Annotated in this window: 19 protein-coding genes; 4 read left to right on the top strand and 15 right to left on the bottom strand. The window is 70.7% G+C overall.

The genetic code is table 11. From position 1 onward, the window contains the following. Positions 1-56: 56 nt before the first annotated feature. From ffh to nsdA, 6 genes are all read right to left on the bottom strand, one after another. Positions 57-1,610: a signal recognition particle protein gene (gene ffh, locus MQN93_RS33100; RefSeq protein WP_242712444.1), complete on the bottom strand. Its 1,554-nt coding sequence runs from the start codon at positions 1,608-1,610 to the stop codon at positions 57-59. Positions 1,611-1,703: 93 nt separating this feature from the next. After that, complete coding sequence (locus MQN93_RS33095; RefSeq protein WP_242712443.1) at positions 1,704-1,850, bottom strand: ACT domain-containing protein; 147 nt, start codon at positions 1,848-1,850, stop codon at positions 1,704-1,706. Positions 1,851-1,928: 78 nt separating this feature from the next. After that, positions 1,929-4,376, bottom strand: coding sequence for a [protein-PII] uridylyltransferase (locus tag MQN93_RS33090; protein WP_242712442.1), 2,448 nt, complete (start codon positions 4,374-4,376; stop codon positions 1,929-1,931). A gap of 24 nt (positions 4,377-4,400) precedes the next feature. Continuing rightward, complete coding sequence (locus MQN93_RS33085) at positions 4,401-4,739, bottom strand: P-II family nitrogen regulator (protein WP_003997576.1); 339 nt, start codon at positions 4,737-4,739, stop codon at positions 4,401-4,403. After that, complete coding sequence (locus MQN93_RS33080; protein WP_242712441.1) at positions 4,736-6,070, bottom strand: ammonium transporter; 1,335 nt, start codon at positions 6,068-6,070, stop codon at positions 4,736-4,738. Before MQN93_RS33080 ends, MQN93_RS33085 begins: the two co-directional genes overlap by 4 nt. A 314-nt stretch (positions 6,071-6,384) precedes the next feature. Then, positions 6,385-7,869, bottom strand: a complete 1,485-nt coding sequence (gene nsdA / locus MQN93_RS33075; RefSeq protein ID WP_242712440.1) for a transcriptional repressor NsdA — start codon at positions 7,867-7,869, stop codon at positions 6,385-6,387. A 446-nt stretch (positions 7,870-8,315) separates the two neighbouring features. Here nsdA and MQN93_RS33070 point away from each other — a divergent pair, with 446 nt between their 5' ends. Beyond that, positions 8,316-8,972, top strand: a complete 657-nt coding sequence (locus MQN93_RS33070; RefSeq protein ID WP_242712439.1) for a bifunctional DNA primase/polymerase — start codon at positions 8,316-8,318, stop codon at positions 8,970-8,972. 110 nt (positions 8,973-9,082) lie between these two features. Here MQN93_RS33070 and ftsY read toward each other — a convergent pair whose 3' ends face one another. Further along, the gene (gene ftsY / locus MQN93_RS33065; RefSeq protein WP_016432415.1) at positions 9,083-10,285 is read right to left on the bottom strand and encodes a signal recognition particle-docking protein FtsY; all 1,203 of its coding nucleotides are present in this window, start codon (positions 10,283-10,285) and stop codon (positions 9,083-9,085) included. Positions 10,286-10,389: 104 nt separating this feature from the next. Here ftsY and MQN93_RS33060 point away from each other — a divergent pair, with 104 nt between their 5' ends. Next, positions 10,390-11,361 carry an LLM class flavin-dependent oxidoreductase gene (locus tag MQN93_RS33060; RefSeq protein WP_242712438.1) on the top strand — a complete coding sequence of 324 codons (972 nt, stop codon included), beginning with the start codon at positions 10,390-10,392 and terminating at the stop codon, positions 11,359-11,361. Between the two features lie 181 nt (positions 11,362-11,542). Here MQN93_RS33060 and MQN93_RS33055 read toward each other — a convergent pair whose 3' ends face one another. From MQN93_RS33055 to MQN93_RS33040, 4 genes are all read right to left on the bottom strand, one after another. Further along, positions 11,543-12,964 (bottom strand): sugar porter family MFS transporter, encoded by a 1,422-nt coding sequence (locus MQN93_RS33055; protein WP_016432417.1) that lies wholly within the window; start codon positions 12,962-12,964, stop codon positions 11,543-11,545. A gap of 204 nt (positions 12,965-13,168) precedes the next feature. Next, positions 13,169-16,756: a chromosome segregation protein SMC gene (gene smc, locus MQN93_RS33050; RefSeq protein WP_242712437.1), complete on the bottom strand. Its 3,588-nt coding sequence runs from the start codon at positions 16,754-16,756 to the stop codon at positions 13,169-13,171. A 216-nt stretch (positions 16,757-16,972) separates the two neighbouring features. Continuing rightward, on the bottom strand, positions 16,973-17,176 hold the full coding sequence (locus tag MQN93_RS33045; RefSeq protein ID WP_016432419.1) for a hypothetical protein: 204 nt from the start codon (positions 17,174-17,176) through the stop codon (positions 16,973-16,975). Positions 17,177-17,559: 383 nt separating this feature from the next. Then, positions 17,560-17,841, bottom strand: a complete 282-nt coding sequence (locus MQN93_RS33040) for an acylphosphatase (protein ID WP_016432420.1) — start codon at positions 17,839-17,841, stop codon at positions 17,560-17,562. 167 nt (positions 17,842-18,008) lie between these two features. On the opposite strand from MQN93_RS33040, the gene MQN93_RS33035 reads away from it, so the two are divergent. Continuing rightward, a complete protein-coding gene (locus tag MQN93_RS33035) occupies positions 18,009-19,199 on the top strand; it encodes a CAP domain-containing protein (RefSeq protein ID WP_242712436.1) in 1,191 nt (396 codons plus the stop codon). 74 nt (positions 19,200-19,273) lie between these two features. After that, positions 19,274-19,675 carry a winged helix-turn-helix transcriptional regulator gene (locus tag MQN93_RS33030; protein WP_242712435.1) on the top strand — a complete coding sequence of 134 codons (402 nt, stop codon included), beginning with the start codon at positions 19,274-19,276 and terminating at the stop codon, positions 19,673-19,675. On the opposite strand, the gene mutM is transcribed toward MQN93_RS33030, so the two are convergent. The 4 genes from mutM to MQN93_RS33010 form a co-directional block, all read right to left on the bottom strand. Further along, positions 19,648-20,508, bottom strand: a complete 861-nt coding sequence (gene mutM / locus MQN93_RS33025) for a bifunctional DNA-formamidopyrimidine glycosylase/DNA-(apurinic or apyrimidinic site) lyase (protein WP_242712434.1) — start codon at positions 20,506-20,508, stop codon at positions 19,648-19,650. The two genes, MQN93_RS33030 and mutM, sit on opposite strands and share 28 nt — an antisense overlap. Positions 20,509-20,617: 109 nt before the next feature. Next, positions 20,618-21,454, bottom strand: coding sequence for a ribonuclease III (gene rnc / locus MQN93_RS33020; protein ID WP_016432424.1), 837 nt, complete (start codon positions 21,452-21,454; stop codon positions 20,618-20,620). A gap of 7 nt (positions 21,455-21,461) precedes the next feature. Beyond that, positions 21,462-21,635, bottom strand: a complete 174-nt coding sequence (gene rpmF / locus MQN93_RS33015) for a 50S ribosomal protein L32 (protein WP_003951102.1) — start codon at positions 21,633-21,635, stop codon at positions 21,462-21,464. 2 nt (positions 21,636-21,637) lie between these two features. After that, entirely contained in the window at positions 21,638-22,288 is a 651-nt protein-coding gene (locus tag MQN93_RS33010; RefSeq protein ID WP_016432425.1) for a YceD family protein, read from the bottom strand. Positions 22,289-22,336: the final 48 nt, after the last annotated feature.

Here is a 22,336-nt window from a genome sequence, read left to right as displayed (position 1 = left end):
ACGACCAACCCCCGGCACGCGCAGCGGGTGGGCCCGCCCCCGGGTCGCCCGGGGCGTCAGCCCATGAACTTCTTGAACTCGTCCGGCAGCTCGAAGTCCTGCGGGGCCTGCTGGCCCGGCACACCGAAGGCGTTGCCGCCCTGAGCGGCGGCGGCCCTGCGCTGGGCCTCCTCCTGCTCCTGCTGCTTGCGCTTCATCGGGTTGCCGGAACGCTGCTTGCCCTTGGCCTTCTTGGGCTGCTTCTTGGTCCGGCCGGGACCGCCGCCCATGCCCGGGACGCCCGGCATCCCCGGCATGCCGCCGCCCTGCGCCATGCGGGACATCATCTTGCGGGCCTCGAAGAACCGCTCGACCAGGTTCTTCACGGCGCTGACCTCGACACCGGAACCCTTGGCGATACGGGCGCGGCGCGAGCCGTTGATGATCGTCGGCTCCTGGCGCTCGCCCGGGGTCATCGACTTGATGATCGCGGCCGTGCGGTCGACGTCCCGCTCGTCCAGGTTGTTGATCTGGTCCTTGATCTGGCCCATGCCGGGCAGCATCCCGAGCAGCTTCGAGATGGAGCCCATCTTCCTGACCTGCTCCATCTGGGCCAGGAAGTCGTCGAGCGTGAAGTCCTGGCCCTTCTTGGAGGCCAGCTTCTCCGCCATCTTCTGGGCTTCGGCCTGGTCGAAGGTCTTCTCCGCCTGCTCGATCAGGGTGAGCAGGTCACCCATGTCGAGGATGCGGGAGGCCATCCGGTCCGGGTGGAAGGCGTCGAAGTCGTCGAGCTTCTCGCCGTTCGAGGCGAACATGATCGGCTTGCCGGTGACCTGGCGGATCGACAGGGCGGCACCACCGCGGGCGTCGCCGTCGAGCTTGGACAGGACCACGCCGTCGAAGCCGACGCCGTCGCGGAAGGCCTCGGCGGTGGTGACCGCGTCCTGACCGATCATCGCGTCGACGACGAACAGGATCTCGTCGGGGCTGACCGCGTCGCGGATGTCCGCGGCCTGCTGCATCAGCTCCTGGTCGATGCCGAGGCGGCCGGCGGTGTCCACGATCACGATGTCGTGGACCTTGGACTTCGCGAACTCGATGGAGTCGTTGGCGACCTTGACCGGGTCGCCCACGCCGTTGCCCGGCTCGGGGGCGTAGACCGCGACGCCGGCGCGGTCGGCGACGACGCTCAGCTGGTTCACGGCGTTCGGGCGCTGGAGGTCGGCGGCGACGAGCAGCGGCGAGTGGCCCTGCTCCTTCAGCCAGTGGCCGAGCTTGCCCGCGAGGGTGGTCTTACCGGCACCCTGCAGACCCGCCAGCATGATCACGGTCGGCGGCTGCTTGGCGAAGCGCAGGCGCCGGGTCTCGCCGCCGAGGATCGTGACGAGTTCCTCGTTGACGATCTTCAGCACCTGCTGGGCGGGGTTCAGCGCGCGGGAGACCTCGGCGCCGAGGGCACGCTCCTTGACGTTCTTGATGAACGACCGGACGACGGGAAGGGCCACGTCCGCCTCGAGGAGCGCGATACGGATCTCGCGCGCGGTGGCGTCGATGTCCGCCTCGGAGAGCCGTCCCTTGCCGCGCAGGTTCTTGAAAGTCGCTGAGAGGCGATCGGAGAGAGTATCGAACACGGCGGCGTCGGTCCTCGGAGTCGGTGTCAGTGTGAGCGTCTTCCAGGGTATCGGGCCGCGCAAGACAATCGCCCCGCCCGGCCCTCTTCCAGGTCACACCCGCAACATCTCCTCCAGCTTCCCCGCCACCGCCGCCGCCTCCTCACCCGGCAGCGGCGCGCCCTCCGGGCCGGTCACGTAGAAGGCGTCCACGGCGTTCGCGCCCAAGGTGGGAGACGTGGGCGCTACGGACCTGCACATGCGCACCTCCAGGGCGCGGCCGAGTCACGCCCGCCGCGCCGCGGACCTGCACACGCGCGCCCCGCAGGGCACGGCACCTCACGCCCGCAACATCTCCTCCAGCTTCCCCGCCACCGCCGCCGCCTCCTCACCCGGCAGCGGCGCGCCCTCCGGGCCGGTCACATAGAAGGCGTCCACGGCGTTCGCGCCCAGGGTGGAGACGTGGGCGCTGCGGACCTGTACGTGGGCGTCCTCCAGGGCGCGGCCGATGCGGAAGAGCAGGCCCGGGGCGTCCTGGGCGCGTACCTCGATGACCGTGGCCAGGCGGGAGGCGGCAGGGGCGACGGTCACGCGGGGCGGTGGGGCGACGACGCCCCGGCGGCGCGGGTAGGCGGCGTCGCGCTCGGCGAGACGGCCCGCGATGTCCAGGGAGCCGTCGAGGGCGCGGACCAGGTCGGCGCGCAGCCGGGTGGCCTGCGGCAGGGAGCCGTACTCGGCGGCGACCCGCCAGTTCAGCAGCAGGACCGCGCCCTCGACGCCGTCCGGCAGGTCCAGGGCGCGCAGTTCGGCGGTGCGGACGGTGAGCCGGTGCATGGCGAGGACGCCGGCCACAGCGGGCAGCACGCCCGGCTGGTCCGGTACGGCGATGAGGAGCTCCACGCCGAGCGGCTCCGGGTCGCCGGGCGGCTGCTCCTGGGTCGGCGGCTCGGTCTGCGCCCGCAGCGCGAGCACGGGGCTGCCGGTGGCGACCGCCTCCAGGGCGAGCCGTTCCTGCTCGGCGGTCGGCGCGGCGGACTCGGGCTCGTCGGGGACGTCTCCGGCCAGCACCGCGGAGACCCGTTTGACCAGGTCGGCGACGAGGGAGCCGCGCCAGGACGACCAGGCGGCCGGGCCGGTGGCCAGCGCGTCGGCCTCGGTCAGGGCGTGCAGCAGCTCCAGCGTGGACTGGCTGCCGACGGCCTCGGCGACCGAGCGGACGGTGGCCGGGTCCTCCAGGTCGCGCCGGGTGGCCGTGTCCACGAGCAGCAGGTGATGGCGTACGAGAGCGGCGATCACGGCCACGTCGTCGCGGTCGAAGCCGATGCGGGCGGCGACGTCCTTGGCGATGATCTCGCCGGCCACCGAGTGGTCGCCGGGCCAGCCCTTGCCGATGTCGTGCAGCAGCGCGGCGACCAGCAGGAGGTCGGGGCGGTGCACGCGGCGGGTGAACTCGGCGGCGCGCACGGCGGTCTCGATCAGATGCCGGTCGACGGTCCAGATGTGCACGGCGTTGCGCTGCGGGCGGCAGCGCACCCGCTCCCAGTCCGGAAGCAGCTGGGTGATCAGCCCTTCCGCCTCCAGCGCCTCCCAGACGTCGACGGTCGGGCAGCCCGAGCCGAGCAGCGTCACGAGCTGTTCGCGGGCCTCGGCGGGCCAGGGCGTGGGCAGCGGGCGCACGGTCGCCGCCAGGCGCCGTACGGCGTACAGGGAGAGCGGGAGGCCGGCCTGTGCGGCGGCTGCCGCGGCGCGCAGCGGCAGTACGGGGTCGCGCTCGGGGCGCGCGGCACGGGCGAGCACGGCCTCGCCCTCCTGCTCGACCACGCCCTCGGCGAGCGGCGACCGCTCGGCGACCGGCTTCCCGCCGCCCAGCATGGCGCGCAGCCGCGGCCGTACGGCCCGCGATCTGAGCACGCGCCCCACCTCGCGCCAGGTGACGTCGCTGGCGTACGAGATGACCCGCGCCGCCTCGTACACCTCCCGCAGCAGGGTGTCGGCGTCGAGCAGACCGAGCTCGGCGGCGACCTGGTCCTGCTCCTGGAGGGCGAGCCGGTCGGTCGCGCGGCCCGTCGTCAGATGCAGTGCGTCGCGTACGTCGAGCAGCCGGCGCCGTGCCTCGGTGAGGCCCTCGCGCGGGGCGTCGGCCAGCCAGGAGGCGGCGACGGCGCGCAGGATGGTGGCGTCGCGCAGCCCCCCGCGGGCCTCCTTGAGGTCCGGCTCCAGCAGATACTGCAGCTCGCCCTGGCGCTCGGCGCGCTCGGCGCCCAGCTCCTTCAGTTCGGGCAGCCGCTTGGGGGCCTGGTTGCGCCAGTCGGCGAGCACCGCGGTGCGCAGCGAGGCGGTGAGGCCGCGGTCGCCCGCGATGTGCCGGGCGTCGAGCAGACCGAGCTGGACCTTGAGATCATCACCGGCTGTTTTGCGCGCCTCGGCGGGGGTGCGGACCGAGTGGTCCAGGGCGAGGCCGAGGTCCCAGACGGGGTACCAGATGCGGTCGGCCAGGGCGGCGACCGCCTTGGTGTCGCCGCCGTCGTGCAGCAGCAGCAGATCCAGGTCGCTGCGCGGGGAGAGCTCACCGCGGCCGTAGCCGCCGACGGCGACCAGGGAGACTCCCCGCGCACCCTCGGCGCCCGCGTCGAAGAGCCCCGAGAGCCAGTCGTCCGTCAGCTCGGACAGGGCCGCACGGCGCGGCGGCCCGGACTGCTTCCCCTCGGTGAGGAGATGCAGCCGGGCCGCCGCGTAGCCGCTGGGTCCCGAGTCCTCTGCTTCCTTGCGCGCGTCCGTACCCGTCACCCAGCGACTCCTGTTCTTCCTCGGTCAGAGCGCGTCCGGGCCGCGCTCGCCGGTCCGGACCCGGACGGCCGTCTCCACCGGGAGCGACCAGACCTTGCCGTCACCGATCTTGCCGGTCCGGGCCGCCTTGACGATGACGTCGATCAGCTGCTCGGCGTCGTCGTCCTCGGCGAGGACCTCGATACGGATCTTGGGCACCAGGTCGACGGTGTACTCGGCACCGCGGTAGACCTCGGTGTGTCCCCGCTGACGACCGTAACCGCTCGCCTCGGTGACCGTCAGGCCGTGGACTCCGAAGGCCTGCAGGGCCTCCTTGATCTCGTCGAGCCGGTGCGGCTTGACGACGGCGGTGATGAGCTTCATGCGTCCACCTTCTTGCTCTGGGGCGCCGCGGCACCGGCGGGCACGGCGGTGCGTGCGGCGCCGCCGCCCGCGCCGCTGAAGTCGTATGCGGTCTCGGCGTGTTCGGCCTGGTCGATACCGGAGATCTCCTCGTCCTCGCTGACCCGCATGCCGATGGTCTTGTCGAGCAGGAAGGCGAGGATCGCGGAGGCGATCAGGGAGTAGGCGAGGACGGCGAAGACACCGGCGCACTGCTTCCAGAACTGGTCCAGGCCGCCGCCGTAGAAGAGGCCCTGCACGTCGGACTGGCCCTTGCCGCTGGCGAAGAAGCCGATCAGCAGGGAGCCGAGGACTCCGCCGACCATGTGGACGCCGACGACGTCGAGGGAGTCGTCGTAGCCGAACTTGTACTTCAGGCCGACGGCCGCGGCGCAGCCGACACCGGCGATGGCTCCGACCGCCATGGCGCCCAGCGGGGAGACCGCGCCGCCGGACGGGGTGATGGCGACCAGGCCCGCGACGGCACCGGAGGCGGCGCCCAGCGTGGTGAACGCGCCGTGACGGATCTTCTCGTAGGCGAGCCAGGCGCACATGGCGGCGGCGGTGGCGATCTGGGTGTTGACGAACATCAGCGGGCCGACGCCGTCGTCGTTGCCGAGCCAGGAGCCGGCGTTGAAGCCGAACCAGCCGAACCACAGCAGACCGGCGCCGAGCATCACCAGCGGCAGGCTGTGCGGGCGCATCGGGTCCTTCTTGAAGCCGACGCGCTTGCCGATGACGAGGATCACGCCGAGTGCCGCGGCACCGGCGTTGATGTGGACGGCCGTACCGCCGGCGAAGTCGATCACGCCCAGTTCGAACGCCCAGCCGCCGGTGCCCCAGACCCAGTGGGCGACCGGGAAGTACACGACCGTGGCCCACAGGATGAGGAACAGCGTCCAGGCCGTGAACTTGACGCGGTCCGCGATGGCACCGCTTATCAGCGCGGGCGTGATGATCGCGAACATCATCTGGAAGACGGCGAACACGAAGACCGGGATCGTGTAGCCGGACCAGATGTCCATCTTGTCGATCCCGGCCCAGCCGACGTAGTCGCCGGTCCAGCCGATGAGCGAGCCGTGGTCCGTACCGAACGCCATGGAGAAGCCGTACAGCACCCACAGGATGGTGATGACGCCCATGCTGATGAAGCTCATCATCAGCATGTTGAGGGTGCTCTTGACGCGGACCATGCCTCCGTAGAAGAAGGCGAGGCCGGGGGTCATGATCAGCACCAGAGCGGAAGCAATGAGCATGAAGCCTGTGTTGGCGGCAGACAGCTTGTCTGCGGCAAGCGTGATGGCTGGTGCCATCGGCGTCTCCTCGTCGTTGGTACGGCCCCGTGCGGGCGAAGCCTGAAGCGGGCATGAGGGGTGGGCCGGTTATGCGCCATGAGATTGGCGCAGCACGGTTTCGGTGGAAGCCCCTCGTTGTTTCGCCGCCGTGACGAAGGCGCCGTGTGTGTTACGCCTCGATGAACTGCCGGATGCCGGCCCAGTAGATCGTTATCCTGGCGCAACCTTCGGAGAAGGAAAGAAACCGGCCGCGGACGGCCTTCCGATGACCTGGCATGGGGGAGCCGAGTCGGGCAGTTCGGGAGGGCCGGCCGCGGCCGGGGTCTGGGGGTTCAGACCGCCTCGGCGGTCTCCGGGAGTTCGATGGCGAGCTTCTCGGTGAGGTCGACGATCTCGGCCAGCTCGCCGAAGTCCCGTACGGCGGTGTCGACGGTCTTTCGGATACGAGTGTTCACGCGCTCGGAGCGGACCTTCTTGGCGATGTGCATCGCCTGCTCGGCCAGCACCGCGCTCTGCTCGGGCTCGCGCTGCAGCAGATGGACCGTGGCGAGACCGATCAGGTTCAGTGCGTACGAGCGCTGGTGCTCGGTGTCCTTCGAGAACAGCTCGACGGCCCGGTGCATCACGGGGTCGGCGAGCGAGGCGTACGTGGGGCTGCGGCCCGCGACATAGGCGAGGTCGCGGTAGGAGTGGCTGTTCTCGCCGTGCAGTTCGGCCTCGGAGAAGAAGCGGATCCAGTCGGGGTCCGGCTGGTCCCACTCGTCGACGTCGGCGAAGTTGTCCTCGGCCATCCGCACGGCTCGCTTGCACTTGCCGGGCTGCCCCATGTTGGCGTAGGCGCGGGCCTCCATCGCATACAGCATCGACTGGGTGCGCGGGCTCGCGCAGTCCCGGCTGCCGTACTGCGCGAGGTGGATCAGCTCCAGGGCGTCCTCGGGCCGGCCGAGGTGGATCATCTGGCGGCTCATGCTGGACAGGACGTACGAGCCGAGCGGCTTGTCGCCCGCCTCCTTGGCGGCGTGCAGGGCGAGGACGAAGTACTTCTGGGCGGTGGGCTGGAGCCCCACGTCGTACGACATCCAGCCGGCCAGCTCGGCGAGTTCGGCGGCGACCTTGAACAGCTTCCTGGTGGTCTCCTCGGGCTGGGGCTCCTGGAGGAGGTCGGTCACCTCGTGCAGCTGGCCGACGACCGCCTTGCGGCGCAGACCGCCGCCGCACTGGGCGTCCCACTGGCGGAACATGACCGTCGTGGACTCCAGCAGGTCCAGCTCGGGCCGGGAGAGCCGGCCGGGGCGGCGGGACGCGGACGGCTGCTCGGGCTCCGTCTGCGCGGTCTGGGACGTGGGCACCAGCCAGCGCTGCATGGGCTCGATGAGGGACGGGCCCGCGGACAGGACCAGCGAGGTCCCGAGGAAGCCGCGCCGCGCCAGCATCAGGTCGCTGCGCGAGAACTCGCTGAGCAGCGCCACCGTCTGCGGGCCCGTCCAGGGCAGGTCGACGCCGGTCGCGGAGGGTGACTGGCGTGCGGTGCGCAGGCCGAGGTCGTCGACGGAGACCACACAGCCGAAGCGCTCGGAGAACAGCTCGGAGAGGATCCTGGGGATGGGCTCGCGGGGGTTCTCGCCGTCCAGCCAGCGGCGCACCCGGGAGGTGTCCGTGGAGATGTGGTTGGCCCCCAACTGGCGCGCCCTGCGGTTGACTTGACGGGCGAGCTCGCCCTTCGACCAGCCGCTGCGCACGAACCACGAGGTGAGCAGCTCGTTGGGGCGCTTGTCCGTGCTGGTCGCGGTCGTCCCGCTGCCGTCGCTGCCGCTCACTGGAACGCCCCCATCCCTGAGACCACTTGTCGCCGAGTGCGCCAAGCCCTATCAGAATGCCGGTAAATACGGTCCTCCGTCCGCCAGTTCTCACCCTTCGAACGGGATACCGACTTGCCTCCGGCATACCCACGAGTGCATGTGCCCCCAGGACTCGTGCACTCAAAGTAATCCTACGATCACCCGTCCAGCCATGGCGATCCCGGAAACGCCACCATTCGCCACCCCTTCGAATGAACTCACGGTGGCCACTCCGCGATTCACTTGACATAGACCGATCGGGAGTAGGCGGAGCGGTGCACTCAGGGGCGCGCGCCGCCGAGTTCACCACCCGGGACACCTCCGGCGCCGCCCGGACCAAGCGGAGGGGATGCCCCGCGGATACACAGGGTCACGATCCGCATCCGCGTCGTAACCAGCGACGCGTCGGACCCGTTGGAGGGGGTATGGGCTTCACGATCGGCGGCATCCGCGAGATCCGCTCCGGCTCGCGTCGGCGCGGCCGCTCCTCGGAGTGCACCGCCGTCGCCGAGTTCACCGGGCTCTGGGGCTGGGACGTCGTAGCAGGCGCACGGGCCGCGGGAGGAGCCTGTTCGTGCGGCCGGGTGGACTGCGGCGAACCGGGGGCGCATCCCCTGGAGTTCGCGCCCGAGGTCACGGCCGGCGCCACGCTCGACGAAGTGGTCAGGACGTGGAGCGACTACCCCGGCGCCTCGATCATGCTCGCCGTCGGCCGGACCTTCGACGTCATCGACGTGGCCGGACCCACCGGCCGCCGGGCGCTGATCCGCCTGGAGCGCATGGGACTGCCGCTCGGCCCGGTCAGCGCGCTCCCCGAGGGCCGCGTCCAGTTCTTCGTCGCCCCGGGCGCCGCCGCCGAACTGCCCGAACTGCTCTACCGCATGGGCTGGGACGACGCGGACTCCCTCGACCTGCGCGGCCTCGGACCCGGTACGTACATCACGGCCCCGCCGTCCGACCGCGGCGGCCGCGGCCCGGCGCGCTGGCTGCGCCCGCCCGCCCTCGACTCGGCCTCGAAGCCACCCGCGGCCCGCCTGCTGCTCGGGACCCTGGCCTACGTCGCCCATCGGTCACGGGCGTAGCCGTACGACACAGCCCCGCGCCGCAGCCGCGCACAGCGAAGCGCCCGCTCTCCAACTGCACCTTGGAGGCGGGCGCTTCTTCGTGCACGTACCAGCGGCGGGAGGTGGTCTCACTCTCCGATAAGGGCGTCAACGAACGCCTCCGGCTCGAACGGCGCCAGGTCGTCCGCGCCCTCGCCGAGGCCGACCAGCTTGACCGGCACGCCCAGCTCGCGCTGGACGGCGACCACGATGCCGCCCTTGGCCGTGCCGTCGAGCTTGGTGAGCACGATGCCGGTGATGTCGACGACCTCGGCGAACACCCGCGCCTGCACCAGGCCGTTCTGCCCGGTCGTGGCGTCCAGGACCAGCAGGACCTCGTCCAGCGGGGCGTGCTTCTCGACGACGCGCTTGACCTTGCCGAGCTCGTCCATCAGCCCGGTCTTGGTGTGCAGGCGTCCGGCGGTGTCGATGAGGACGACGTCGGTCCCCATCTCCTTGCCCTCCTTCACCGCGTCGAAGGCGACGGAGGCGGGGTCGCCGCCCTCGGGCCCGCGCACGGTGTAGGCGCCCACCCGCTCGCCCCAGGTCTGCAGCTGGTCGGCGGCGGCGGCACGGAAGGTGTCGGCGGCGCCCAGCACGACGCTGCGGCCGTCGGCCACCAGGACGCGGGCGAGCTTGCCGGTGGTGGTGGTCTTGCCGGTGCCGTTGACCCCGACGACCATCACGATGCCCGGCTTGCTGCTCTCGGGCTCGGTCCTGACCGTGCGGTCCAGGTCGGTGCCGACCAGCTTCACCAGCTCCTCGCGCAGCAGGGTGCGCAGCTCGGCGGGGGTGCGGGTGCCGAGGACCTTGACGCGCTCGCGCAGGCTGTCGACCAGCTCCTGGGTGGGGGCCACCCCGACGTCGGCGGCGAGCAGCGTGTCCTCGATCTCCTCCCAGGTCTCCTCGTCCAGGTGCTCGCGCGACAGGAGCGTGAGCAGACCCTTGCCCAGTGCGTTCTGGGAGCGGGAGAGACGGGCACGGAGGCGCACGAGCCGGCCGGCGGTCGGCTCGGGGACCTCGATCTCGGGGACTTCGAGGGAGGGCGGCTCCTCGACGGTGACGGGCGCCGAGCCGTCCGGGAGATCCACCTCCTCTATCGTCCGGCGTGGTTCGTCGCGGGGCGTCTCGGCCTCGTCGCCGACGTGCGGCTCGGCGGGAGGGGTGGTGATGTCGGGCGCGGTGGGCGGCGGGGGGGGCAGCGGCTTCTTGCGCCGGGTGCCGATGACGAGCCCGCCGATCGCGCCGAGCACGACCACGGCGATGACTACAGCAAGGATGACGGTTTCCATAACCCGTCCAGTATCAGTCATGGAGTCCGGCGACACCCCTCTGGATGTCTGACACTCCGTCAGCTAACGTCCCCTCCACACCCGCCCGGTGGAGGGGAGCCCCCATGCCCGTCTCGGTCGTCCGCTTCAACCTCGTCGAGCCCGACGCCACCCCCGCCTCCCTCGGCGCCCGCTACCGGGCGGCCCTGGAGATGGCGGCCTACGCCGATGAGCACGGCATCACCACCGTGCAGACCGAGGAGCACCACGGCGTCGCCAACAACTGGCTGCCGTCGCCGTTCGCCTTCGCGGGCGCCGTCTTCGGGGCGACCAGCCGGGTCGCGGTGACCGTCTCGGCGGTGATCGGCCCGCTGCACGACCCGCTGCGGCTGGCGGAGGAGATCGCCGTACTGGACCTGCTCAGCGGCGGACGGCTGGTGACGGTCGCGGGGATCGGGTACCGGCCCGAGGAGTACGCGATCTTCGACGTGGACTGGAAGCGGCGCGGAAAGCTGCAGGACGAGGTGCTGGAGACGCTGCTGAAGGCCTGGACGGGCGAGCCCTTCGAGTACCGGGGCCGCACGGTCCGCGTCACCCCGCGCCCGCAGACCGAGCCGCATCCGCTGCTGCTCGTCGGCGGCTCCTCGAAGGCCGCGGCCCGCCGGGCCGCCCGCCTCGGCCTGCCCTTCTTCCCCAGCGCCCACCTGCCGCAGCTGGAGGCGTACTACAAGGAGCGGCTCGTCGAGTACGGCACCGAGGGCTGGACCATGATGCCGGGCGCCGAGACGCCCCTGCTGCACATCGCCGAGGACCCGGACCGGACGTGGGCCGAGTACGGCCGGCACTTCCTGCACGAGGCGCGCACGTACGCCTCCTGGCAGTCCGGGGACATCCGCTCCGCGGTGAAGTCGGCCGCGACGACCGTGGACGAACTGCGCGCCGAGGGCGTCTACCGCATCCTCACGCCCGAGCAGTGCGTCCAACTGGGCCTCGACAACCTCGTCCTGCATCCGCTGGCCGGCGGGATGCCGGTGGACGAGGGCTGGCGCAGCCTGCGCCTGTTCGCGGAACGGGTACTGCCCGCACTGGCGGACTGAGAACTACGAGGAGAGGGGCAGCGGGGACTTGGCCCCTCTCCTCGGGATCGGGTAGCGCCCCCAAAGGGGCGCGGGGAACTCGAGAACGGGAGCGCCCCAAAGGGGCGCGGGGAACTGCGCGACCAGCCACGACGGCGCCGCGGACGGCCAATGGCCCGCGGCGCCAACGCCCGCGAAGCGCCTAGCCCATTTCTTCGAGCGCCTTGCCCTTCGTCTCCTTCACGAACTTCAGGACGAAGGGGACGGAGAGCGCCGCGAAGGCCGTGTAGATCACGTAGGTCGCGGAGAGGTTCCAGTCGGACAGCGACGGGAAGCTCGCGGTGATGGCCCAGTTGGCGATCCACTGCGCGGAGGCGGCCACCCCCAGGGCGGCGGCGCGGATCTTGTTCGGGAACATCTCACCGAGCATGACCCAGACGACCACACCCCAGGACAGGGCGAAGAAGAGGACGAAGACGTGGGCGGCGATCAGGGCGGTCCAGCCCTGCGCGGCAGGCAGCTTGCCGTCGACGAGGTGGTACGAGAACGCCCAGGCCTCCAGCGCGAGACCGACGACCATGCCGACCGAGCCGATCAGGGCCAGCGGCTTACGGCCGACGCGGTCCACGAAGATCATGGCGATCACGGTGCCGACGATGTTGATGATCGACGTCGTGAAGGAGTAGAAGAACGAGTCCGTCGGGTCGACGCCGACCGACTGCCACAGCGTCGAGGAGTAGTAGAACGCGACGTTGATGCCGACGAACTGCTGGAAGACCGACAGGCCGATACCGACCCAGACGATCGGCTTGAAGAAGAAGCCACCGCCGAGCAGGTCCTTGAAGGAGGACTTCTCCTCGCTCTTCATCGCGTGCTCGATCTCCCCGACGCGGGCGTCCAGACGCTCGCCCCCGCCGCCCTCGACCTGGCCGAGGATCTCGCGGGCACGCTCGTGCCTGCCGACGGAGATGAGGAAGCGCGGGGACTCGGGGATGGCGAAGGAGAGCAGGCCGTAGACGACGGCCGGGATCACCATCACACCGAGCATGACCTGCCAGGCCTCAAGGCCCATCAGGGTGCCGCGCTGGTCGCCGCCCGCGGCGTTGAGCAGACCCCAGTTGACCAGCTGCGAGACGGCGATGCCGATGACGATCGCGGCCTGCTGGAAGGAACCGAGCCGGCCGCGGTACGCGGGCGGGGCGACCTCGGCGATGTAGGCCGGGCCGATGACCGAGGCCATGCCGATGGCGAAGCCGCCGACGATGCGCCAGAAGGCGAGGTCCCAGAGGGCGAAGGGCAGCGCCGAGCCGACGGCGCTGATGGTGAACAGCACGGCGGAGATCTGCATGCAGCGGATGCGGCCGATGCGGTCGGCTATCCGGCCCGCGGTCGCCGCGCCGATGGCACAGCCGATCAGGGCGATGGCGATGACCTGCGCGAGGGCGGCGGAGCCGATGTCGTAGCGGTCCCGGATCGCCTCGACCGCGCCGTTGATCACGGAGCTGTCGTAGCCGAAGAGGAAACCGCCCATGGCGGCTGCCGCGGCGATGAAGACGACGCGCCCGAGGTGCTCGGGATGAGCCGAACCGGCTCCTGACTTGGGTGCCTGCGCAATGCTGGTCACGTTCGAACTCCTCGTGCCACCGGCGTCGCTGCCGGAGTGGGGGCGCCTGTCAGATTCAAGTGGCGCACAGAGGAGCACCGCTCACACCTGAAGGTTGGAACAACGATTTCGAGAGTATGCCTTCAAGTTTCGAAGTCAATAGGCGGTTGACTGTGAGCTTTGAGATACGAGCGAGCCTGTTGTGTTTACTTCTTGAAGATTTGGTTAGCGGAGCCGCTGCGAGATGACCTTGGACACACCGTCGCCCTGCATGGAGACGCCGTAGAGCGCGTCCGCGACCTCCATGGTCCGCTTCTGGTGCGTGATCACGATCAGCTGCGAGGCTTCCTGCAGCTCCTGCATGATGCGGATCAGCCGCTGCAGGTTGGTGTCGTCGAGGGCGGCCTCGACCTCGTCCATGACGTAGAAGGGGCTCGGCCGAGCCTTGAAGATCGACACCAGCAGCGCCACAGCCGTGAGCGACCTCTCCCCGCCCGAGAGCAGGGAAAGGCGCTTGACCTTCTTGCCCGGCGGACGCGCCTCGACGTCGACACCCGTGGTGAGCATGTTGTCGGGGTCCGTCAGGATCAGCCGTCCGTCGCCCCCGGGGAAGAGCCGGCTGAAGACTCCCTCGAACTCGCGGGCGGTGTCCCGGTAGGCCTCCGTGAAGACCTGCTCGACGCGCTCGTCGACCTCCTTGACGACCTGGAGCAGGTCGGCGCGCGTCTTCTTCAGGTCCTCCAGCTGCTCGCTGAGGAACTTGTGGCGCTCCTCCAGCGCGGCGAACTCCTCCAGGGCCAGCGGATTGACCTTGCCGAGCTGCTGGTACGCCCGCTCTGCGGCCTTGAGCCGCCTCTCCTGCTCGGCGCGGTGGAAGGGCTTGGGCCGGTTGCGCGGATGCTCCGGGTCCTCCGGCAGCTCCTCGCCCTCGGCCGGGGGCGAGGGCGGCACGAGCTGGTGCGGACCGTACTCGCTCACCAGCCCGGCCGGCTCCACACCGAGCTCCTCCAGGGCCTTGGTCTCCAGCTGCTCGATCCGCATCCGCTTCTCGGCGCCGAGCACCTCGCCCCGGTGGACGGAGTCGGTCAGCTTGTCGAGCTCGCCCTTGAGGTCGCGGCCCTGGTTGCGGGCGACGGTCAGCTCCTGCTCGCGGCGGGCCTTGGCGGCCTCGGCCGCGGTGCGCTCCTCGTCGGCCCGCGTGAGCGAGACCTCGACGTGCTGGAGCAGCTGGCGGGCACCGGAGGCGACGGCCTCCGCCACGGCCGCCTCGTGCCGCAGGCGCGCCCGGCGCTGTTCGGCACGCGCGCGTGCCTCGCGTTCCGCCCGGGCGGCCCGGTCCAGCGAGTCGGCCCGTCCGGCCAGTCCCTTGACGCGTTCCTCGTGCGTACGGACCTGGAGCCGGGCCTCCATCTCGGTCTGGCGGGCGTTGGCGCCGTCGGCCGCGAGCCGGTCCCGCACCGAGGTGTCGGGCTCCTCCTCGACCGGCATCTCCTCGGCGACGGCGAGGCGTTCCGCGAGTTCCTCGACCTCCTGGAGTGCCTTGTCGAGCGACTCCTGCGCCCGGGCGGCGGCCGCGATGGAACGTTCCGCTTCTCCTGCCGCGCCCCGCGCCTGACCCACGAGCCGTCCCAACTGCTGGGCGACGGTCGACTTCTCCCGGTCGGCGGCGCGGCGGCGCTCCGCGAGCTCCTCGACACCGGCGGCGCATGCCTTACGGCGCTCCTGTGCCGCGTGCTGCGCCTCGGTCAGCTCCTCGCACCGGACGGCCAGCTCCTCCAGCTCGGCGGCGGCCTCGTCCACGGAGGCCTGGACCTCCAGCAGGCTGGGGGCGCCCGCGGAGCCGCCGTGGGCGAAGTGGGCGCCGAGGAGGTCGCCTTCGGCGGTCACCGCTGTGAGGTGGGGGTGGCTGTAGACGAGGTCTTCCGCGTCTTCGAGGGTGTTGACCACGACGATGCCGTGGAGGAGTCGGCGGATGGCGGGGAGGAGGTCTGAGGGGGCGCGGACGAGGTCTGCCGCGTAGGGCAGTCCCGCGGCTGCGGGTTCGTCGTGGCCGGGCGCGCCGTTCCCCGCGCCCCTTTGGGACGTGTCAGGCACCGCTCCCGCGAGCAGCAGGGACGCCCGCCCGCCGTCCTGTTTGCGGAGCATGCGGATGGCGTCGGCCGCCGCCGACGGGGAGGTGACGGCCAGGGCGTCGGCTGCCGCGCCGAAGGCGGCGGCCAGCGGGGCCTCGTAGCCGGGGGTGACCGTCAGCAGCTCGGCGGCCGGGCCCAGCAGGCCGCTGAGGCGGTCCTTGGCGGCGAGCAGTATGCCCGTGCCGTCCTTGCGGCGCAGTCCCAGCGCCAGTGCCTCGTGCCGGGCCTGGGTCGCCGCGCGCTTGCGTTCCGCCGCCGTGGCCGCTTCCCGGGCCGCGGTCAACGCGGCCTCCGCGTCGGCCAGTTGTTGTTTCGCCGCCTCGTGCCGCTCGCCGAGTTCGGCGTCGCCGGCGTCCAGGCCGTCGACCTCGGCCTTCAGCGCCTCGTACTCCTCCTGGGCGGCGACGGCCCGCTCCTGGGCCTCGTCGCGGGCGGCGGCCAGCCGGTCGATCTCGGCCTGGGCGGAGGCGGCGCGCGAACGGGCGGCGTTGACCTGGCCGTTCAGCCGGGCCAGGCCCTCGCGGCGGTCGGCGATGGCACGGGCGACGTCCTTCAGGCGCCGTTCCTCCTGGGCGAGTTCACGCTCCAGCTCGGCCCGGTGGGCGACGGTGTCCTCCAGGGCCCGCTCGGCCGCCTCCAGGGCCGCTTCGAGCTCGGCCTCCTGCTCCCGGACACGGGCGGCCTCGCGCTCCATGTCCTCGGGGTCGCGGCCGCGCCGCTCCTCGGGCGGCACCGACGTCGCGCTCTTCACGCGCGCGTCCGCGAGCGAGACCGTGCCGCGCACCCGCTCGGCCAGCTGCGAGAGTTCGTACCAGGTCTGCTGGGCGCGCTGTAGCCGCGGGGTGAGCTGCCGTACCTCGTCCTCCAGGAGCGCCTCGCGCTGCTGGGCCTTCTTCAGCTCCTGCTCGGCGGCCTCCTTGCGCTCCTTGAGCGCGGCCTCGTCGGCGACCTCGGCCTTCAGCGCCTCCCGCAGCCGTACGAGATCGTCGGCGAGCAGGCGCAGGCGGGCGTCGCGCAGGTCGGCCTGGATGACGGCGGCCCGGCGCGCGACGGCGGCCTGGCGGCCCAGCGGCTTGAGCTGTCGGCGCAGTTCGTCGGTCAGGTCCTGCACACGCGCGAGGTTGGCCTGCATCGCGTCGAGCTTGCGGAGGGCCTTCTCCTTGCGCTTCCTGTGCTTGAGGACACCCGCGGCCTCCTCGATGAAGGCGCGGCGGCCCATGGGGTCGGCGTGCAGGACCGAGTCGAGCTGGCCCTGGCCGACGATGACGTGCATCTCGCGGCCGATGCCGGAGTCGGAGAGCAGTTCCTGGATGTCGAGCAGCCGGCAGGTGTCGCCGTTGATCTGGTACTCGCTGCCGCCGTTGCGGAACATGATCCGCGTGATGGTGACCTCGGCGTACTCGATGGGCAGGGCGCCGTCGGAGTTGTCGATGGTGAGGGACACCTCGGCGCGGCCCAGCGGGGGGCGGCCGGTGGTGCCGGCGAAGATGACGTCCTCCATCTTGCCGCCGCGCAGGGACTTGGCACCCTGCTCCCCCATGACCCAGCTCAGGGCGTCCACCACATTGGACTTGCCCGAGCCGTTCGGTCCCACGACACACGTGATGCCCGGCTCGAACCGGAGCGTGGTCGCCGAGGCGAACGACTTGAACCCGCGGAGGGTCAGGGCCTTGAGGTGCACGCCGCCGGACTCTACCTTCCGGGGCCGCCGCACACGATGAACCCGGGCCACTTGCGGTTTCACGCAGGAAGATGCAGGGCACACCAGACGTTGTAGAGGGTGAAAGGATGCGCGGGGGAAAGAAGGAAGGGACGCCGAAGCGTCCCTTGCAAACTCTGACAACTTAGCGGTTGATACGGGCGGCCCAACCACTGCTGTCGCGGTTCGATGCAGTGATCAGGTGAGCGCAGGCTCCGCCTGGTGTGCGTCGATGCTCTCCATGATCCTGTCGTGAGAAGCGGCAGCCGCGAGCGCGTCGTTCTCCGCCTGGATCCGTACGAGCTCGGATTCCAGGTCCTGGACGCGCTGCTGGAGCCGTCGCATCTCGGCGAGGAGTCGAGGGTCGGAGCCGCCGACGTAACCGAGAAGCGCCTTTGCCATGATGGATGGTCCTCCACACTGAGTGACCGACCGAAGCGGTGTGGGTCGTGAGGGAATCGCACCCGCGGTGCTTGACACTCTTGAGTTCGTGCTGCCGTTCATCCATGCCAAACAGCTAAGGTGCGCGGGGTGCTTTCAGCGTCTCACCAAAAAGTTTGACGGTCAACACGATCACGCCCCGTATTGGCGGGCAACCCGGTGGTGCGCGGCCTGAAAGCGGCGGCGCTACGACTCCTGCGGGGCCCTCGGGGCGTGGCGATCACTTCTAGGTGCGGAGCCTGCCACGACAAGTGGTTCTTGGCAACCACCAGGCAGTTTCTGCTCCGGGCAGCTGCTGTTGGCACGTTCCGGCGCTGTCGCCTGGGCTGATTTACACAATGGGGTCAGCGGATGGCGAAGCCGTCGTAGCCTCCGCGGGGTGTGTCCCAGATCTCGGTGACACCGTCGACCCGGCCGGGCGTGTCGTCTCCCCGGAGCCAGCCGAGGAGTCCTTCACACCGCTCCCGGGGGCCCTCCGCGACCACCTGGACCCGTCCGTCCCCCAAATTGAGAGCAAAACCACTAAGGCCTCCGAGTTCGAGGGCCTTGGCCCGGGTGAACCAGCGGAAACCCACACCTTGGACGCGTCCTCGCACCCAGGCGACCAGTCGCACATCCTCGCTCATGGGTGCAACCTAACCGGCCAATGTCTCTCGGGACACTTCCTCCCCTGGCGCCATGCGGTACCGTCCCCACCCAGTGAATCTCATATGAAACTCACTCGATCGAGTGAGTTGGGTCACTCGCGAGCCGGTAGGGCGCGAGACGGCCACGGAACGAGGAAGGCCAGAACATGGGACGCCACCGACGCTCAGCCGCCGGCCGCGCCGCCACGGGACGCGCCACGGGGGTCACGGGAAGAGACGGCTCGTACACGAGCGGCTACGACCCCCGGAAGTACTCGTACAGCTACGAACCGCCGGAGGCCTACGCGAGTGAGGCGGAGCCGACCATCGGCATCGCCCCGTATCTGCGCTCCGACGAGTACGCCACCGAGGCCGGCACCGACACCTACACCGAGGCCGGCGCCGACCTCGGCACGGATGCCTACGGCGAGATACGCACCGACCGGTACGCGGAGGCCGAGGCGCGCAGTGCCGCCTACCTCTTCGCCTCCGAGGAGGACTTCACCACCGTCTTCCCGGAGCACGGGCTCGCGCCCCGGAAGGGCTCGGGGCGCGGCGGGACGCGGCGCAAGAAGAAGACCGTGACGCCGGTGCGCACCGGACTGCTCGGTGTGTCCGCCGCGGTCGCCATCGGCACCGTCGCGGTCGCCACGGGTGCCATGCCCGGACTCGACAACTACAAGCTCGGCGGCGGTGGCGGCAGCGGCGACAAGGTGCAGGCCGCGGGCACCCCGACCAACTCCGCGACGGAGCAGGGCGGTACCTCCGGCAATGTCCAGGGCCGCGACCAGGGGTCCTCGACGAGCCGCGACGCAGACCGTTCGGCCTCGCCGTCGCCGGCCCCGTCGACCTCGACGGCGGCGCCCACCGAGGCGCCGACGAAGAAGCCGAAGGCGCCCGCCAAGAAGCCGACGGCCTCGCCTCCGAAGAAGGAGACCCAGCCGCCCAAGGAGACGGCCCCGCCGGTGACGGTCTCCGCGGAGGCCGCCGCCGAGGCGGAGGTGCTCAAGCTGGTCAACGAGGAGCGGGCCAAGGTCGGCTGCAGCGCGGTGTCCGCCAACAGCACGCTGACGGAACTGGCCGAGGCCTTCAGCGCGGCCATGGCCGCGGAGGGCTTCTTCGACCACACGGACCCGACCGGGGCCACTCCGTGGGACCGGGCCTCCGAGCTCGGCATCACCACCCTGGGCGGCGAGAACATAGCCCGGGGCCAGGCCGACGCGGCCGCCGTGATGGAGGCCTGGATGAACAGCCCCGGCCACCGGGCGAACATCCTGAACTGCGACTTCAAGACCCTCGGCGTCGGCGTGCACTTCGGGTCGGGCGGCCCTTGGTGGACCCAGGACTTCGGCTACTGACATCACCCGCGGGTGCGCTGACTCCCGGTTAGCGCACCCCGTTGGGTAGCGCTGTGTTCGAGTACGCTTGAGGGATGGAGACCTCGCAGGAGCTCACGCATGCGCGTGGCCTTCCGTATGACGTGTTCGCCAAGGTCTGTCCCTCGCGCGGGACGCTGGAGCATGTCACCGGGCGCTGGGGCGGGCTGACGCTGTGCGCGCTGCGTGAGGGCAGCCTGCGGTTCAACGCGCTGCGCCGGCGGGTCGACGGCGTCAGCGAGAAGATGCTCTCCCAGACGCTGCACGCGCTGGAGCGTGACGGCCTGGTGCACCGCGAGGCCCAGCCGACGAACCCGCCCCGCGTGGACTACGAACTGACCCCGCTCGGCCACGAGGTCGCCGAGCGGCTGATGAGCCTCGTGCACCTGGTGGAAGGCCGCATGGACGAGGTCCTCGCCGCCCGCGAGCGCTACGACGCGGCCCGCGGCGCCCGCTGACACTTCGGGCAGAAATAGCTGGAGCGGTTCATCCAGGGGCGCCGGCGCATCGGCGTGCCGCACCTCTTGCAGGGCAGACCCTCGCGGCCGTACGCGTCCAGCGACCGGTCGAAGTAGCCCGACTCCCCGTTGACGTTGACGTAGAGGCTGTCGAAGCTGGTGCCGCCGACGGCCAGTGCCGCGTTCATCACGTCCCTGACGTGGCCGAGGAGTTCGGCGGTGCGCGGGCGGGTGAAGCCGGACGTGGGGCGCTCGTAGTGGATGCGGGCGCGCCAAAGGGCCTCGTCCGCGTAGATGTTGCCGACGCCGCTGATCAACGACTGGTCCAGCAGGGCCCGTTTGATCGTCGTGCGCTTGCGTCGCAGCGCCTGGTGGAAGGCCTCGTCGTCGAAGAGCGGGTCGAGCGGATCGCGGGCGATGTGCGCGATGACGTCCGGCAGTCCCTCGGGGGTGTTGTCGTGCAACGACAGGCCGCCGAAGGTGCGTTGGTCGACGAAGCGGAGTTCGGTCGCGAGGTCGTCCGCGAAACGGACGCGGATCCTGAGGTGCTTCTCGTCGGGGGCCGCATCCGGCTGGACCAGGAGCTGGCCGCTCATGCCGAGGTGGGCCAGGACCGACTGGTGGGTGTCCTCCAGGGGCAGCCACAGATACTTGCCGCGGCGGCTCGGAACGCCGACGCGGTGCCCCTTGAGGCGGTGCGCGAAGTCGTCGGCACCGGCCACATGGCGCCGTACGGCACGCGGGTGCAGCACCTCGGCGTCGGCGACGACACGGTGGGCGACCCACCGCTCCAGGCCGCGCCGGACGACCTCGACCTCGGGCAACTCGGGCATGACGACCCCCGTACCGGACTGTGGAAGATCCGAGCGCCCGCCCCGGGCGGCGCGGGCGCTCAGGTTGCGCTGTTCGTCGGACAGGGACCCTGGCGGGCAGGGAGCCTTGTCAGGCGGAGACGGACGACGGACCTTGGCCGTCCTCGGCGGCCTTCTCGGCCGCCGCTTTCTCGGCTCGCTCGTCCGCCGCGGCCCGGATGGACCTCCAGGCGGACTCGGCGGCCTGCTGTTCCGCCTCCTTCTTGCTGCGGCCGGTGCCGGTGCCGTACGAGACGCCTCCGACGCGGGCGGCAGCAGTGAAGGTCTTCTCGTGGTCGGGGCCGGTCTCCGTGACCAGGTACTCGGGCACGCCGAGCCCTTCGGTCGCGGTGAGCTCCTGGAGGGATGTCTTCCAGTCCAGGCCGGCTCCGAGGTTCGAGGACTTCTCGATCAGCGGGTCGAACAGGCGGTGCACCAGTTCGGAGGCCGCATCGAGGCCCTGGTCGAGATAGACCGCGCCGATCACCGCTTCCAGGGTGTCGGCGAGGATGGACGCCTTGTCCCGGCCGCCCGTGCCCTCTTCGCCCCGGCCGAGCCGGATGAAGGAGCCGAGTTCCAGACCGCGACCGACCTCCGCCAGCGCACGCGAATTGACCACCGCGGCCCGCAGCTTGGCCAGTTGGCCCTCGGGCAGGTCGGGGTGGGTGGTGTACAGCGTGTCCGTGACCACGAGGCCGAGCACGGAGTCCCCGAGGAACTCCAGCCGCTCGTTGGTCGGCAGACCGCCGTTCTCGTACGCGTACGAACGGTGGGTCAGCGCACGCACCAGAAGGGCGGACTCGAGCTTGTACCCGAGCCGCCCTTCCAGAAGCGTGTGGGACGAGGCCGTGTTGTCCGCTTTCTTCTTGGCGGGTGGATCCGCCTTGGCGTCATCCGCCTTCTTGGCAGTGGACACGGTGCCTCTCACCAGCCGCTCAGACCTCGAGGACCTGGCGCTTGTTGTAGGTGCCGCAAGACGGGCACGCGATGTGCTGCTGCTTGGGCTCGTGGCAGCGCTCACACGCAACCAGGGTGGGGACCGCAGCCTTCCACTGCGACCGGCGGTGGCGCGTGTTGCTGCGCGACATCTTCCGCTTCGGAACAGCCACGGCTACTTCTCCTGCTTCTCGTCGACGCCCGCTTCCGCGTCAGCGCCGCTCATCTCGTCCTTCTCGCCGTCTTCGAGTGAACCGGCGAGTCCCTGCAGTGCCGCCCAACGGATGTCGACGGCGTCGTGGTGGTGGTCCGGGTCGTCCGCCAGCCGGGCTCCGCACTCGGAGCACAGGCCTGGGCAGTCGTCCTGGCACACCGGCTGCATCGGCAGTGCGAGCACCACCGCATCACGCAGCACGGGCTCGAGGTCGAACAGTCCGTCCTCGAGAAAGAGCCTGTCCTCGTCGTCCTCGGCGTCGTCGTCGGGATCCGCTGTGACGCGGCCCCGCTCGTCGGCGTCAGGGTACGAGAACATCTCCTGGAATTCCGCTTCGACGTCGAGCTGAAGCGGCTCCAGACACCTTACGCACTCCCCCTCGGCCTGTGCACGGGCGGTGCCTGTGACAAGCACCCCTTCCATGACCGACTCGAGCCGGAGTTCGAGCTCCACCGGGGCGCCTTCCGGCACTCCGACGACGCCCTGCAGACCGAGGTCCTTGGGAGCGTCGACCGTACGGGACAGCCTCTGCAGCGCACCGGGACGCCGTCCCAGCTCGTGCGTGTCGAACACGAGGGGGTTGCGGTGGTCGAGGCGAGCGTTGGGGGCCATTCCTGCTTTCGATCTTCTGAGCTCAGAGGGACGCCACCCTCGGTGTCT

It is taken from the genome of Streptomyces spinosisporus, from assembly GCF_022698145.1.
Classification (GTDB): Bacteria; Actinomycetota; Actinomycetes; order Streptomycetales; family Streptomycetaceae; genus Streptomyces; species Streptomyces spinosisporus.
The sequence above is the reverse complement of the archived record's forward strand: the minus strand, read 5'-3'. Positions and strand labels throughout refer to the sequence as shown.